This is a genomic window from Pseudomonas wayambapalatensis, from assembly GCF_049942315.1.
Taxonomy (GTDB): domain Bacteria; phylum Pseudomonadota; class Gammaproteobacteria; order Pseudomonadales; family Pseudomonadaceae; genus Aquipseudomonas; species Aquipseudomonas wayambapalatensis.
On the sequence record NZ_JBNFMU010000195.1, the window covers coordinates 18166 to 32532 of the forward strand.

The window sequence follows — 14367 nt, forward strand, 5'->3', positions numbered from 1 at the left end:
TTACAACTTTTGTATGACAGTCCAACCGCGGCTCGTCCCTCTTTCGCCTGCACCCACCTCTCTCATTCACGCCGATCAAGGATAGACCATGCGCCTGCCTTTGCCGCTCGATCTGCCTGGCGCCCTGCAACCGCTGGTCGCCCGTAACCGACAATTCCTGCAGGAGGCGCTGGCGGCGCATCCGGATCTTAATCCAGACAGTTGGAGCCCGGCGCATCGCCTGCAGTTCGATCAGGTGGCTGCTGCCAGCGATTTCGTCCTCGAGCAGGCGCAGCGCGAGCCGGCGACGCTGTTCGAGCTGCTCGCCAGCGGTGAAATGGACCGCACCTATGCTCCCGGCCAACTGCGTGCCCATATAAAAGCCGCCGCCGACGCTGCGCAGAGCGAAGACGAACTTGCGCGCAACCTGCGCCGCGCGCGCAACCGTCAGCAGGTGCGGATCATCTGGCGCGATATCACCCGCCAGGCCGAACTGGGCGAGACCTGCCGCGACCTGTCCGAGCTTGCCGACGCCTCGATCGACGAAGCCTACCAATGGCTGTACCCGCGCCATTGCCAGCAGTTCGGCACGCCGATCGGCAACCGCAGCGGCCTGGCGCAGCACATGGTGGTGCTGGGCATGGGCAAGCTGGGCGCGGTGGAGCTCAACCTGTCGTCGGACATCGACCTGATCTTCGCCTTTCCCGAAGGCGGCGAGACCGAAGGGGTCAAGCGCTCGCTGGATAACCAGGAGTTCTTCACCCGCCTCGGGCAACGCCTGATCAAGGCGCTGGACCCGGTCACCGTCGACGGTTTCGTGTTCCGCGTCGACATGCGCCTGCGCCCCTATGGCTCGGCCGGCGCGCTGGTGCTCTCGTTCAATGCCCTGGAGCAGTACTACCAGGACCAGGGGCGTGACTGGGAACGCTACGCCATGATCAAGGCCCGCGTGGTGGCGGGTGACCAGGTGGCCGGGGCGCAGTTGCAGGAGATGCTGCGACCGTTCGTCTACCGGCGCTACCTGGATTTCTCCGCCATCGAGGCGCTGCGCACCATGAAGCAGCTGATCCAGCAGGAAGTGCGGCGCAAGGGCATGGCCGAGAACATCAAGCTCGGCGCCGGGGGCATTCGCGAGGTCGAGTTCATCGCCCAGGCGTTCCAGCTGATCCACGGCGGGCGCGACCTGAGCTTGCAGCAACGTCCGCTGCTCAAGGTGCTGGCCACGCTTGAAGGGCAGGGCTACCTGCCGCCGGCAGTGGTGGCCGAGCTGCGCGAGGGGTATGAGTTCCTGCGCTACACCGAACATGCGATCCAGGCCATCGCCGACCGCCAGACCCAGATGCTGCCGGATGCCGAGCTCGATCGTGAACGGGTCGCCTACATCCTTGGCTTTGCCGACTGGCAGGCGTTCCATGACCAACTGATGCAGTGGCGTGGTCGGGTCGACTGGCACTTCCGCCAGGTGATCGCCGACCCGGACGAAGAGGAAGCCGAGGGCGAGCTGGTGGTGGGCGGCGAGTGGTCGCCGCTGTGGGAGCAGGCGCAGGACGAGGAGGCCGCTGGCCGCCAACTGGAAGAGGCCGGGTTCAAGCAGTCGGGCGAGGCCCTGCGGCGCTTGGCCGCCTTGCGTGCCAGCCCGTCGCTGCGCTCGATGCAGCGCATTGGCCGGGAACGCCTGGATGCTTTCATTCCGCGCCTGCTGGCGCAGACCGTCGAGCACGACAACCCCGACCTGGTGCTGGAGCGGGTACTGCCGCTGGTGGAGGCGGTCGCGCGGCGTTCGGCCTATCTGGTGTTGCTGACCGAAAACCCTGGAGCCCTGCGTCGTCTGCTGACTCTGTGTGCCGCCAGCCCGTGGATCGCCGAGCAGATCACGCGTTTCCCGCTGCTGCTCGATGAACTGCTCAACGAAGGCCGCCTGTTCAGCCCGCCGCTGGCGCCGGAACTGGCGTCGGAGCTGCGCGAGCGGTTGACGCGCATCCCCGAGGACGACCTGGAACAGCAGATGGAGGCCCTGCGCCACTTCAAGCTGGCGCACAGCCTGCGTGTGGCGGCGTCCGAAATCAGCGGCAACCTGCCCTTGATGAAGGTCAGCGACTATCTGACCTGGCTGGCCGAGGCCATTCTCGACCAGGTGTTGGCGTTGGCCTGGCGTCAGACCGTGGCCCGTCATGGCCAGCCCAAGCGCAGTGATGGAAGCCTGTGCGACCCAAGTTTCATCATCGTCGGCTACGGCAAGGTCGGTGGCATCGAGCTGGGGCATGGCTCGGACCTGGACCTGGTGTTCATCCACGACGGCGATCCAAACGCCGAGACCGATGGCGCCAAGCCCATCGACGGCGCGCAGTTCTTCACCCGCCTGGGCCAGCGCATCATTCACCTGCTGACCACCCAGACCAACTCCGGCCAGCTCTATGATGTGGACATGCGCCTGCGTCCCTCCGGTGCGTCGGGGCTGCTGGTCAGCTCGCTCGGGGCCTTCGAGCGCTACCAACAGAACGAGGCCTGGACCTGGGAGCACCAGGCCCTGGTGCGGGCCCGTGTGCTGGTGGGCTGCAAGCAGGTCGGCAGTGCCTTCGAAACGGTGCGTGCCGGCGTGCTGGGCAAGGCCCGCGATCTCGATGCGCTGCGTCAGGAAGTGAGCGAGATGCGCGCCAAGATGCGCGCCAGCCTGGGCAGCAAGAGTACCGTCGCCGGTACCGCCGACAACGCCTTCGAGCCCGGCCAGCCGTTCGATGTCAAGCAGGATGCCGGTGGTATCGTGGATATCGAATTTATGGTGCAATACGCCGCTTTGGCCTGGTCCCACGATCATCCGGCCCTGCTGCGCTGGACCGATAACATTCGCATCCTCGAAGAGCTGGAGCAGGCCGGATTGATGCCCGCCGAGGACGCGATTTTGTTGCGCGAGGTGTACAAGACCTTCCGCTCCGCTTCGCACCGCCAGGCATTGCAGAAGCAAGCCGGGGTGATCGATGCCGGGCAGCTTGTCGATGAGCGCCGCGAGGTGCGGCGAATCTGGGGTGAGCTGGGTTTGAGCTGATTACCGCGCTGGCTTCGTTCGCGGGCAAGCCCGCTCCTGCAGGTACACCACAGCACTCAAGATCTATGGGGGCCTGTAGGAGCGGGCTTGCCCGCGAACGAGGCATGTCAGTGGTACACTGTCCGCCACATAGCCTGAATATAAAGAGGGGAGGCCAGGTTGTAGAGCAGCCTGCAGCCTCCCCGAATGTTTCTGGATAAAGCATGAGAATACTGATCATTGGACCCAGCTGGGTCGGCGACATGGTGATGGCGCAGACCCTGTTCCAGTGCCTGAAACAGCGTCACCCCGACTGCGTGATCGACGTGCTGGCCCCCGAGTGGAGCCGGCCGATCCTCGAGCGCATGCCCGAGGTGCGCCAGGCCTTGAGCTTCCCGCTCGGCCACGGTGCCCTGGAGCTGGCCACGCGTCGGCGCATCGGCAAATCACTGGCCGGCCAGTACGACCAGGCGATCCTGTTGCCCAACTCGCTCAAGTCGGCACTGGTGCCTTACTTCGCCGGCATCCCCCAGCGTACCGGCTGGCGTGGCGAGATGCGCTACCTGCTGCTCAACGACGTGCGCAAGCTCGACAAGGCGCGCTACCCGCTGATGATCGAGCGCTTCATGGCCCTGGCCTATGAGCCGGGCGCGCCGCTGCCACAACCCTATCCCCGCCCGAGCCTGCGCATCGAAGACCAGAGCCGCGAGGCCGCCCTGGCCAAGTTCGGCCTGGAGCTGGACCGCCCGGTGCTGGCGCTGTGCCCAGGTGCCGAGTTCGGCGAGGCCAAGCGCTGGCCGGCGGAGCACTACGCCGCCGTTGCCGACGCGATGATTCGTCAGGGCTGGCAAGTGTGGCTGTTCGGCTCGAAGAACGATCATCCGGTCGGCGAGCAGATCCGCGACCGGCTGATCCCGGGGTTCCGTGAAGAGTCCAGCAACCTGGCCGGCGAGACCTCGCTGGCCGAAGCCATCGACCTGATGTCCTGCGCCGATGCGGTGGTGTCCAACGACTCCGGCCTGATGCATGTGGCGGCGGCGCTCAACCGTCCGCTGGTGGCCGTCTACGGTTCGACCTCGCCGGGCTTCACTCCGCCGCTGGCCGACCAGGTCGAGGTGGTGCGCACCGGCATCGAGTGCAGCCCGTGCTTCGAACGCACCTGCCGCTTCGGCCACTACAACTGCCTGCGTCTGCTCGAGCCTGAAAAAGTCATCGCCGCCTTGCACAGCCTGGGTGGTCCGAACCTGATCGATAGCGTGGCCGAGGTCGACTAAGTGCGGGTACTGATCATCAAGACCTCGTCGCTGGGCGATGTGATCCACACCCTGCCGGCGCTCACCGATGCCGCTCACGCCATCCCCGGCATCCGCTTCGACTGGGTGGTGGAAGAGGGGTTCGCCGAGATCCCGAGCTGGCATCCGGCGGTCGACCAGGTGATCCCGGTGGCGATCCGGCGCTGGCGCAAGAATATCTGGCAAACGCTCAAGAGCGGCGAGTGGAAGGCCTTCAAGCAACGCCTGCGCGAGCGCAAGTACGACCTGGTGATCGATGCCCAGGGGCTGGTCAAGTCGGCCTGGTTGACCCGTTACGTCAAGGCACCGGTGGCCGGGCTCGACCGCTATTCGGCGCGCGAAGGCTGGGCCAGCCGCTTCTACGACCGGCGGCTGTCGGTAGCCGTCGGCCAGCATGCGGTGGAGCGGGTACGCCAGCTGTTCGCCTTGTCCCTGGCCTACGACCTGCCTGAAGGCATCGGCCAGTACGGCCTCGACCTGAACCGCCTGCAACTGCCTCCGACCGCCCCCTACGTGGTGTTCCTGCATGGCACCACCTGGGCCACCAAGCACTGGCCGGAAGCCTACTGGCGCGAGCTGGCCGAGCGCATGGGGCGGCGCAAGATGAAAGTCGTGCTGCCCTGGGGCAATCCTGCGGAGAAGGCCCGTGCCGAACGCATCGCCCAAGGCTTGGAAAATTGCCAGGTACTCCCCAAATTGAACCTCGCAGGGGTCGCGCGCATACTCGCTGCGGCCAAGGCCTGCGTGGCGGTGGACACCGGCCTCGGCCACCTGGCCGCCGCGCTGGACGTGCCGACCATCTCGCTGTTCGGCCCCACCAATCCTGGTCTGACCGGTGCCTACGGACGCGCCCAGATCCACCAGGCCAGCAACTTCCCCTGCGCGCCGTGCCTGCAGAAGAAGTGCACCTACAAACCGAGCGCCGAGGACCTGCGCCGGTTCGATCTCAAACGCGAGTGGCCGCTGTGCTTCACTCGCCTGAATCCCGAGCATGTGGCGGGCCGCTTGAGCGCGCTGCTGCTGGCTGAGGATGTTCGTTGATGCAACTGGCTTTCGTGCTTTACAAATACTTCCCCTTCGGCGGGCTGCAGCGCGATTTCATGCGCATCGCCCTCGAGTGTCAGAAGCGCGGGCATCAGATCCGCGTCTACACACTCATCTGGGAAGGTGATATCCCCCCGGGCTTCGAAGTGCTGGTGGCGCCGGTCAAGGCGCTGTTCAACCACCGTCGCAACGAGAAGCTCAGTGCCTGGATGGCCGCCGACCTGGCCAAGCGCCCGGTCGATCGCCTGATCGGCTTCAACAAGATGCCAGGGCTGGACGTCTACTACGCCGCCGACGGCTGCTTCGAAGACAAGGCCCAGACCCTGCGCGGCGGCCTGTACCGCCGCTGGGGCCGCTACCGGCACTTCGCCGAATACGAGCGTGCGGTGTTCGCCAAGGATGCTGCCACCGAGATCCTGATGATCTCGCAAGTGCAGCAACCGCTGTTCATCAAGCACTACGACACCCCTGTGGAGCGTTTCCACCTGCTGCCGCCGGGCATCTCCCAGGATCGCCGGGCACCCTCCAATGCCGCCGAGATCCGCGCAGCGTTTCGCCAGGAGTTCGCGTTGGGTGACGACGACCTGCTGCTGGTGCAGATCGGCTCGGGGTTCAAGACCAAGGGCGTCGATCGCAGCCTCAAGGCCCTGGCCGCACTGCCGTCGAGCCTGCGCAAGCGCACCCGGCTGATGGTCATCGGCCAGGACGACCCGAAGGTGTTCCAACTGCAGAGCGCCACGCTCGGCCTGGGTGACCAGGTGCAGTTCCTCAAGGGGCGCAGCGATATCCCGCGCTTCCTGCTCGGCGCCGACCTGCTGATCCACCCGGCCTACAACGAAAATACCGGCACCGTGCTGCTCGAAGCGCTGGTCGCCGGTTTGCCGGTGCTGGTATCCAAGGTCTGCGGCTATGCCCATTACATCGCCGAGGCCGACAGCGGCCTGGTGCTCGACGAGCCGTTCGAGCAAGAGCAGCTCAACGCCTACCTGCAGCGCATGCTCGAAGACCCGCAGGCCCGCGCCGACTGGGCGCGCAACGGCCTGGCCTTTGCCGACAGCGCCGATCTCTACAGCATGCCGCAGCACGCCGCCGACGTGATCCTCGGCCAGGAGCACGCATGAAGCTGATGCTGGCCGAACCCTTCAAGCGCCTGTGGGCCGGGCGCGACCCCTTCGACGCCGTCGAAGCCTTGCAGGGCGAGGTATACCGCGAGCTCGAAGGGCGCCGAACCCTGCGCACCGAGGTCGAGGGCGAGGGCTATTTCGTCAAGATTCACCGTGGCATTGGCTGGGGCGAGATCTTCAAGAACCTGTTCAGCGCCAAGCTGCCGGTGCTCGGTGCCGGCCAGGAATGGCTGGCGATCCAGCGCCTGCAGGAGGTCGGCGTGCCGACCATGACCGCCGTCGCCTATGGCGAGCGGGGCAGCAACCCGGCGGCCCAGCATTCGTTCATCGTCACCGAGGAGCTGGCACCTACCGTCAGCCTGGAAGACTTCAGCATCGACTGGCTCAGGCAGCCTCCCGAGCCGCGCCTCAAGCGTGCGCTGATCGCCGAGGTAGCGAAGATGGTCGGCGGCATGCACCGTGCTGGCGTCAACCACCGTGACTGCTACATCTGCCACTTCCTGCTGCACACCGACCGGCCAGTGACGCCGGAAGACTTCAAACTGTCGGTGATCGACCTGCACCGCGCACAGACTCGGGCGAAAATCACCCGTCGCTGGCGCGACAAGGACCTGGCCGCCTTGTATTTCTCGGCCCTGGACATCGGCCTGACGCGCCGCGACAAGTTGCGCTTCCTCAAGGGCTATTTCCAGCGCCCGCTGCGCCAGGTGCTCGGCGAGGAAGCCGCACTGCTCGCCTGGCTCGAACGCAAGGCGCAGAAACTCTACGATCGCAAGCAACGCTATGGGGATGCGCTCTGATGGCGGGTTGGACACTGGCGCCAGGCTACGAACACCTGGCGGCGGATTTCGGCAGTATCGACGCGGTGTTCGCCCTTGACGGCGAACGCCTGACCCGTGACCCGCTCAGCGAAGTCATCCGCATCGAGCGCGATGGGATCAACTACTACGTCAAACGCTACACCGGTGCCGGCAAGCACATGCGTCGCTTCCTCGGGCGCCCCCGGATCAAGGCCGAATGGCAGAACCTCAAGCAGTTCGCCAAGTGGGGCATCCCTACCGCCGAAGTGGTGGCCTGGGGGCTGGAGCGCAATGGCCTGTCGTTCGGCCGCGGGGCGATGATCACCCGCGAGCTGCCGCGCACCGAAGACCTTTCGGCGCTGGCCGAGCGCAACGATCCGCGTCTGGCCGACCGCGCCTGGGTCGAGCATGTCAGTCGTCAGCTGGCGCGCCATACCCGGGTCATGCACGATCACCACTTCGCCCACAACGACCTGAAGTGGCGCAACCTGCTGGTGGATGATCAGGCGACGCTGTTCTTCATCGATTGCCCGACGGGCGATTTCTGGCGCGGCTTCATGCTCCGCCACCGGCTTATCAAGGACCTGGCGTGCCTGGACAAGGTCGCCAAATATCACCTCTCGGCCACCCAGCGCCTGCGCTTCTACCTGCAATATCGCGGGCACGCGCGGCTCAATGCCCGTGACAAGCGACGGATTCGCCAGGTGGTGAGCTTCTTCGAGGGAAGGGAATGACCGATTACCTGGCCAGCGTCGATCAGGCGCTGCTGCAACGCCATGGCCTGAACGACTTCGAGGCGCTGTGGGCGCTGCAACTGGACGCCGTTGACGAACCCAACACCGGGCGCGGCGGCTGGAGCAGCGTGTTCCGCCTGGAGCTCGAGGGCAAGGGCTACTACCTCAAGCGCCAGAGCGACTACCTCACGCGTACCCTGCATCGGCCGTTCGGCGAGCCTACCTTCGCCCGCGAGTTCCGTAATATAAGCCGCTACGAAAAGCTCAACATCCCGGCGTTGCAGGCGGTGTTCTATGGCGAGCGCAAGCAGGGCGGCAAGCACCGGGCGATCCTGATGACCCGCGCGCTCGACGAGTGGAGCGATCTGGAGAGCTTCCTCGGCCAATGGCCGCAACTGCCCGAACAGCAGCGCCAGGGCATTCTCGCGGCCTGTGGCGAGCTGGCGCGTACCCTGCACGGCGCTGGCCAGGTGCATGGCTGTTTCTATCCCAAGCATATTTTCCTGCGTGAACGCCGCGATGGCTGGCAGGCCCAGCTGATCGACCTGGAAAAGACGCGGCCACTGCTGTTTGGCATGCGTGACCGCCTCAAGGACCTCGAGCCCTTGCTGCGTCGCGCCCGTGCCTGGAGCGAGGCAGACGTGCGCAGCCTGCTCGCCGCCTACCTGGCGCAGCCGGCCGACAGCGCGCTGGTCGGCACCTGGCTGCAACGCCTCACGCAACGCCGTCGTGAAAAAGAGGCCCGCTGATGCGTTTGTCTGAACTGAAGGACGCCGGGCGCAGCCCGAGCCTGCCGCTGAATGTGACGCTCGAAGATGCTGCCGGCAGTGCCGAGCTGCAGTTGCTCAGCCTGCTGCGCGTGCTGCCGGGGCAGCGCTATGTCGGTGCCGGTATCTGGCGTGGCACGCCGGTGCTGGCCAAACTGCTGGTCGGCAGCAGCGCCGCCCGTCATTTCCAGCGTGAGCTGGAGGGTGTGCGCTTGATGGCTGCACAGGGGTTGACCACACCCCGCCTGCTGGCCGATGGCCTGAAGGATGGCGAGGGTGGCTGGCTGCTGTTCGAGTTCCTTGAGAACGCCGAGAACCTGGGCAATGCCTGGGCCAGGGTCGAGCATCTGCCGATGCTGGCGGATGAGCAGCATGGTGTGCTCGGCGAGGCACTGACCGCGGTGGCGCAGATGCACGCCAAGGGCCTGTGGCAGGAAGACCTGCACCTGGACAACCTGCTGCGTCACAAGGGCAAGCTCTACCTGATCGACGGTGCCGGCATCAAGGCCGAAACGCCGGGCCAGCAGTTGTCGCGCCAGCGCGTGCTGGAAAACCTCGGGGTGTTGTTCGCCCAGTTGCCCAAGCGCCTGGAACCCTTCATCGAAGAGGCACTGGTGCATTACCTGCTGGCCAATGGCGAGCATGCACTGCCGCTCGAAGCCTTGCAGAAGCAGGTCGACAAGGTGCGCAGCTGGCGCTTGAAAGACTACCTGGACAAAGCCGGGCGCGACTGCACGTTGTTCAGCGTCGAGCGCAGCCTCTCAGGCTTGCGGGCGATTCGGCGCGAGGAGGTGGCTGCCCTGTTGCCGGTGCTGGAGCAGGCCGACACGCTGATCGAGCAGGGCCACCTGTACAAGACCGGCGGCGCCGCCAGCGTCGCACGTATCGAGGCCGGTGGTCGCACGCTGGTGCTCAAGCGCTACAACATCAAGAACACTGCCCACTGGTTCAAGCGTTTCTGGCGCCCGAGCCGCGCCTGGCATTCGTGGATCGAAGGCCATCGCCTGGCGTTTCTCGACATCGCCACGCCACGCCCGCTGGCGGTGCTGGAGCAACGGGTGATGGGGCTGCGCAGCACCGCCTACCTGGTGACCGAATACGTCGACGGCCCGGATCTGACCGCATGCTTCGCGCCCCATGTCGAGAGTGGCGAAGTGCCGGAGGCACAGGTGCAGGCGCTGGTCAGGCTGATGCAGCAGCTGATTGCCGAGCGCATCAGCCATGGTGACTTCAAGGGGCACAACCTGTTCTGGCAGGACGGCCAGTGGGCCTTGATCGACCTTGATGCCATGACCCAGCACGCCACCCAGCTCAGCTTCGCTCCCGCCTACGCACGTGATCGTGCGCGTTTGCTGCGCAACTGGCCGAGCAGCAGTGCCTTGCACCAGCGCCTCGATCAGTTGCTGCCGCGGCTCACCGAATAAGCCTGCGGTAGCGGCAGCCATTCGCTGCTGCGACCGGCCTGGCGCACGCGAAGGCGCCATTGGCCGTCCTGCCAGCGCAGGATGGTCGAGGTGGGGCTTTCGCGGTTTTGCTCGGCGAGCAGCAAGTGGTAGTAATGCTTCAGCAGATGCGCGCGCAGCGGCAGGGCATGGCCACCTGCAAGCAGGTAAAGCCCTTGCTCGCTCTCGTACAGCCCGTCGGTATCCTCCCGCTTGCTCCCTGCAGGCACCTCGGCGAGGCGACAGGTGTCGAACATCGCCTTCAGGTCTGGCAGGCCGTCGTACCACAGGACGGGGGAGTCCACGACCCATTCGCCATCCTTGCGACGCTTGACCGGCACCTTGGTGTAGGTGTCCGGCTTGCGCGGATCGACCACCCGCCAGCGGTAACCATCGAACGCGACCTGGTAACTCTGGCCCGTGCTGTCCTTGATGAAGTAGAAGCTCAATCCGGGATAGGGTGAAGGCTGCTCATAGATGCCCTCCTTGTGGATGCCGTCGACCCGGTAGCGCAGCTTGCTGGTATTGACCGCGCTGGCCATGCTCGGAGGCAGCGACAGCGGCGGTGTCGGCGGCATGGCTCGAATTGCCCGGCGCACCACGGTTGAGCCCGCGATGCTGTTGATGCCATCACTGGTATGGGTAAAGGCATCGACCAGCGAGCGCAGCATGCCGATGCGATCACCTTCGACGCGCGCCTTGTGGGTGTCGATTACCGAGATCGCAGCACGGGCGAACGACAGCGGTGACAGGGCACGGTTAGGCAGAACCAGGCTGAGCAGGTCGAGGATGATCCACAGCACATGCAGGCTGAAATCGCCCAGTAACTCCAGCTTGGTGTTGGTGGCCGCGTCCACCGCTGCGAGGGCTGCATGGACTTCGGCCTGATAGCGGGCGTGCTGAAAGTCGCCGGTGATTTCCGGGCGGCTGACCCGTGAGCCCAAACCGCCCTTGGACAGCCAGCGCTCGATCTCATCCGGGTTGGCCAACGGCATGCGCTCTGTGACATAGGCACGCAGGGCTGGCTTCTCGCGTAGCGTGCGCAGCATGTGCCGGGCGTTGCGATATTCGCGCCAGGCGCGTCGATCCGGGGCATCTGGCGTATAGACCAGAAAGCGCAGCATGCCGGCGTTCTCGGGGGTGACGAGCATGACCCCTTGCACCGTATGACCCCCGATCAGCAGTTGTCGTACGCTCAGGCGCGTGGTTTTCAGCGCCGCGCGCTGCCTGCTGTCGGGATGGTCGAGCACGGTGCTCGTCCACCTATAGCCGCGCTCGAAGGCATCTTCGAGGTAGTGGCCGGCGTATCGCGCCTTGGCCGCCTCGGCGCGCATGCGTGCTGTGCTGATAGCGGCGTAGCTTTCCTGTCGCCATTTGGCCGTCGGTGACTCCAGCAGGTGCGTGCGCAGGTAGCGGCTGTAGCTCTCGCCAACGTCCAGGGCGCGAACCATCTGCTTGATCTGCGCCGCAGTGATCTGTGTCACGGGGCTGCCGTCCGCGCGGTGTACCCGTGCTGTCAGCCAATAGTCGATGTCGAACCAGGCGATATTGAGCATGGCCAACTGATCGAGTCGGTAAGTCTGCGAAACCAGTTCGACGGTGTCGCCAACCTGCGGGCGGCTGGCGGCGGGGATGTAGCCGGTGGCGAGGCCGGGATGGAGGACGGGCCCGGTCTGGCGTGCCATTGTCACGCTGACACGGAGCTCAAGCGGATCGACATCGAATTGATACTGCTGGCGCAGGGCTGTGCGCAGTTGCTCGCAGGTCCAGGTGCGCAGGCCTTCACGGTCGAGGAACTGATCGTGACTGAGAATGCCTGGCGCGGCGGCCTTGTCGATGGCGATCACCAGCTCCTGCATGGTCTGCATGATGTGGGTCAGGCCTTGTGCCGACGTGTTCTTGAGCCAGGCGGGGCTGTTTCTCTCCAGCAGCAGGGCATAGCGCGTCTGCAGGGCCGACCGGCTGTCGGCCAGGGGCAGCAGGTCGGCGGCTGTGTCCAGTTGGGTGGCCAGGGTTGGCCAGTCGAGTGACGATGCCTGGGCAGCGCTTTCCCAAGCCTGGGTCAGGCGTGCATGTTGGCCATCTATCAGGGCTTGGGCCTGCAACTGCAGCGGATCGTCGTTGAACCACTCGTAACGCAGGCGTTCGGCATTGCGCGCAAGCTCCCGCTGGTCATCGCTGGCCATCAACTGCAGCAATGGTCTGCTCTGCTGCAGGTCGTCCAGGCGTTCGCACAGCTCGGTGTGCAGCTCTGCCAGATCGTCGAACGCCTCGATGCCGTGGGAAAGACTGCACAGCACGGCGTAGTCACTGGGGTGGTCAGGGTCGGGCGAGCTGCCCTCGGGGCCGCCTTCGACAATCACGAAGACGCCGGGCAGGAACTCGCGCCAGTGAGGGGTGCCGATGTCCAGCAGTGGGCGGTACACCTGCGGGCGTTCGGCGTGGGGCAGATGCTGGCGTTGTCCGGGCAGCGGCAGCTCTATGCTGGTTCTGAGCAAATCGGCGTGGTTCGAGCCGAGGGTGTGGTCGTCGACGCGCAGGGTGATCTGTGCAAGCAGTTGTTCGCGCAACAAGGTGATCAGCCGTGCCTTGCGGCTTTCGGTGCTGGCGCCCTTGTCGAGCCAGTACTCGGCGAGGTCAGCGAAATACCGCTGGCGCGCCTTGAGCCAGGGCTGTGAGGTATCAGGCCTGGGCGGCGAGGTGAGCAGGCTGCTCAGTTGTTGGTCGAAGGCTTGGAAATGTTGCAGGCTCATGGGCTGCGCTCCGCAGTGATGGAGCGATCAGCTTGGCGTGCCTGCCCGCGGTGGACGCGTTAGCCGATTACCTCATCGTCGCGACAGGCCACGCACCGCAAGGAGCGCCGGTAGGCCCAGCCCCATCCAGGACAGCACGTCCCAGGCGCCATCACCGAGCAAGGCCGCGAACAGCCCTGCAGCACTCAGGAGGGCGATGGCGGTCGGCCAGGCGAAGATCCGCCGAGTGCTTTGCGAGCGGTGGCTCATGTCCGCACCTCGCGTGGCTTGCGCTGCTTGCCCCACCACAGGTACAGGCCGCTGAGCAGGACTACGATGGTCAGCACATCCAGTGCCGCCCAGAGGATCTGCATCGGCCGGCCGCCATAGTCGCCGAAGTGCAGCGGCTGTGACAGGCCCATGGCGTCCATGTACCAGGGGCGATCGCCGACTGCGGTGACCTCCAGGGTACGGGCATCGATCAGCACCGGGGTCAGCAGGTGCGAGGTCAGGTGTGTCGCGCCTTTCATGAACACCGCGTAGTGGTGCTCGCTGGAGAAGCGTGTACCGGGAAAAGCGATGAAGTCCGCACGCATGCCTGGTGCGGCCTGTTCGGCGATCTGCAGCAACTGCGTGGCAGGCGCGCGCTCGATGAGCGGCGGGGCATCGCGGTAAGGCGCGACCATCGCCGCCAGGCTGTCGTTGCGCCAGGCCGCGATGACCAAGTCGGACAGCGCGCTGATCACCCCGGTGACACCGACCACCAGCGCCCAGGTCAGGGTGACAACGCCGATCAGGTTGTGCAGGTCGAGCCAGCGCAGGCGTCGCGACTTGTCGGTGCGGACCGTGGCGAACTGCAGGCGCCGCATGAACGGGGCATAGAGCACCGTGCCTGACACGATGGCAACGACGAACAACACGCCCATCGCCGCCAGCAAGAGCTTGCCGGGCAGCCCGGCGAACATGTCCACGTGCAGGCGCAGCATGAACATCATGAAGCCGCCATTGGCGGCGGGCATGGCCACCGCTTCGCCAGTGCGGGCATCGAGCATGAAGGTGTGCGAGGCGTTGGGCTCGGTGCCGGCGGTGGCTGCGGTGATCGCCACCACACCGTTGCGTTCATCCTCGTCATAGCCGAAGTACTGCATCACTTCGCCGGGGCGGTGTTGTTCGGCTTTCAGCACCAGCTGCTGCAGGTCCAGGTGCGGGGTGTCGGCGGGCATCTCGCGCAGTTCCGGGGCATCGCCGAGCAGGTGTTCGAGTTCGTGGTGGAAGATCAGCGGCAGGCCGGTCAGGGCGAGCAGCAGCAGGAACAGCGTGCAGATCAGGCTGGTCCAGGTATGGATCGCCGACCAGCGGCGGATGGTTTGGCTTTTCATCAGGGTTGCAGCCTTTGCAGCTTGTGCTGTCTTTTAGGACGCAATGGCGGGG

11 protein-coding genes are annotated in these 14367 nt (G+C 65.5%); 8 read left to right on the plus strand and 3 right to left on the minus strand.

The window, feature by feature from the left end:
* The first annotated feature begins 88 nt into the window (after window positions 1–88).
* The 8 genes from glnE (at window position 89) to ACPZMI_RS15795 (ending at window position 10186) form a co-directional block, all read left to right on the plus strand.
* Entirely contained in the window at window positions 89–3022 is a 2934-nt protein-coding gene (gene glnE / locus ACPZMI_RS15760; protein ID WP_426352602.1) for a bifunctional [glutamate--ammonia ligase]-adenylyl-L-tyrosine phosphorylase/[glutamate--ammonia-ligase] adenylyltransferase, read from the plus strand.
* Window positions 3023–3225: 203 nt separating this feature from the next.
* Complete coding sequence (gene waaF / locus ACPZMI_RS15765; protein ID WP_186711380.1) at window positions 3226–4275, plus strand: lipopolysaccharide heptosyltransferase II; 1050 nt, start codon at window positions 3226–3228, stop codon at window positions 4273–4275.
* On the plus strand, window positions 4276–5334 hold the full coding sequence (waaC, locus tag ACPZMI_RS15770) for a lipopolysaccharide heptosyltransferase I (protein WP_186667490.1): 1059 nt from the start codon (window positions 4276–4278) through the stop codon (window positions 5332–5334).
* Window positions 5334–6458 carry a glycosyltransferase family 4 protein gene (locus ACPZMI_RS15775; protein ID WP_288375791.1) on the plus strand — a complete coding sequence of 375 codons (1125 nt, stop codon included), beginning with the start codon at window positions 5334–5336 and terminating at the stop codon, window positions 6456–6458. Before waaC ends, ACPZMI_RS15775 begins: the two co-directional genes overlap by 1 nt.
* The gene (rfaP, locus tag ACPZMI_RS15780; protein WP_186667492.1) at window positions 6455–7261 is read left to right on the plus strand and encodes a lipopolysaccharide core heptose(I) kinase RfaP; all 807 of its coding nucleotides are present in this window, start codon (window positions 6455–6457) and stop codon (window positions 7259–7261) included. The genes ACPZMI_RS15775 and rfaP overlap by 4 nt, the downstream gene beginning before the upstream one ends.
* Window positions 7261–7995, plus strand: a complete 735-nt coding sequence (locus tag ACPZMI_RS15785; protein WP_186667493.1) for a lipopolysaccharide kinase InaA family protein — start codon at window positions 7261–7263, stop codon at window positions 7993–7995. The genes rfaP and ACPZMI_RS15785 overlap by 1 nt, the downstream gene beginning before the upstream one ends.
* Window positions 7992–8744, plus strand: a complete 753-nt coding sequence (locus ACPZMI_RS15790) for a lipopolysaccharide kinase InaA family protein (protein WP_186667494.1) — start codon at window positions 7992–7994, stop codon at window positions 8742–8744. The genes ACPZMI_RS15785 and ACPZMI_RS15790 overlap by 4 nt, the downstream gene beginning before the upstream one ends.
* The gene (locus ACPZMI_RS15795; RefSeq protein WP_426352603.1) at window positions 8744–10186 is read left to right on the plus strand and encodes a lipopolysaccharide kinase InaA family protein; all 1443 of its coding nucleotides are present in this window, start codon (window positions 8744–8746) and stop codon (window positions 10184–10186) included. The genes ACPZMI_RS15790 and ACPZMI_RS15795 overlap by 1 nt, the downstream gene beginning before the upstream one ends.
* Here ACPZMI_RS15795 and ACPZMI_RS15800 read toward each other — a convergent pair.
* The 3 genes from ACPZMI_RS15800 to ACPZMI_RS15810 form a co-directional block, all read right to left on the minus strand.
* Window positions 10159–12957, minus strand: coding sequence for a dermonecrotic toxin domain-containing protein (locus tag ACPZMI_RS15800; RefSeq protein ID WP_426352604.1), 2799 nt, complete (start codon window positions 12955–12957; stop codon window positions 10159–10161). The genes ACPZMI_RS15795 and ACPZMI_RS15800 overlap by 28 nt on opposite strands.
* Window positions 12958–13029: 72 nt before the next feature.
* A complete protein-coding gene (locus tag ACPZMI_RS15805; RefSeq protein ID WP_186667497.1) occupies window positions 13030–13206 on the minus strand; it encodes a hypothetical protein in 177 nt (58 codons plus the stop codon).
* Complete coding sequence (locus ACPZMI_RS15810) at window positions 13203–14315, minus strand: PepSY-associated TM helix domain-containing protein (RefSeq protein ID WP_186667498.1); 1113 nt, start codon at window positions 14313–14315, stop codon at window positions 13203–13205. Before ACPZMI_RS15810 ends, ACPZMI_RS15805 begins: the two co-directional genes overlap by 4 nt.
* Between the last annotated feature and the right edge of the window lie 52 nt (window positions 14316–14367).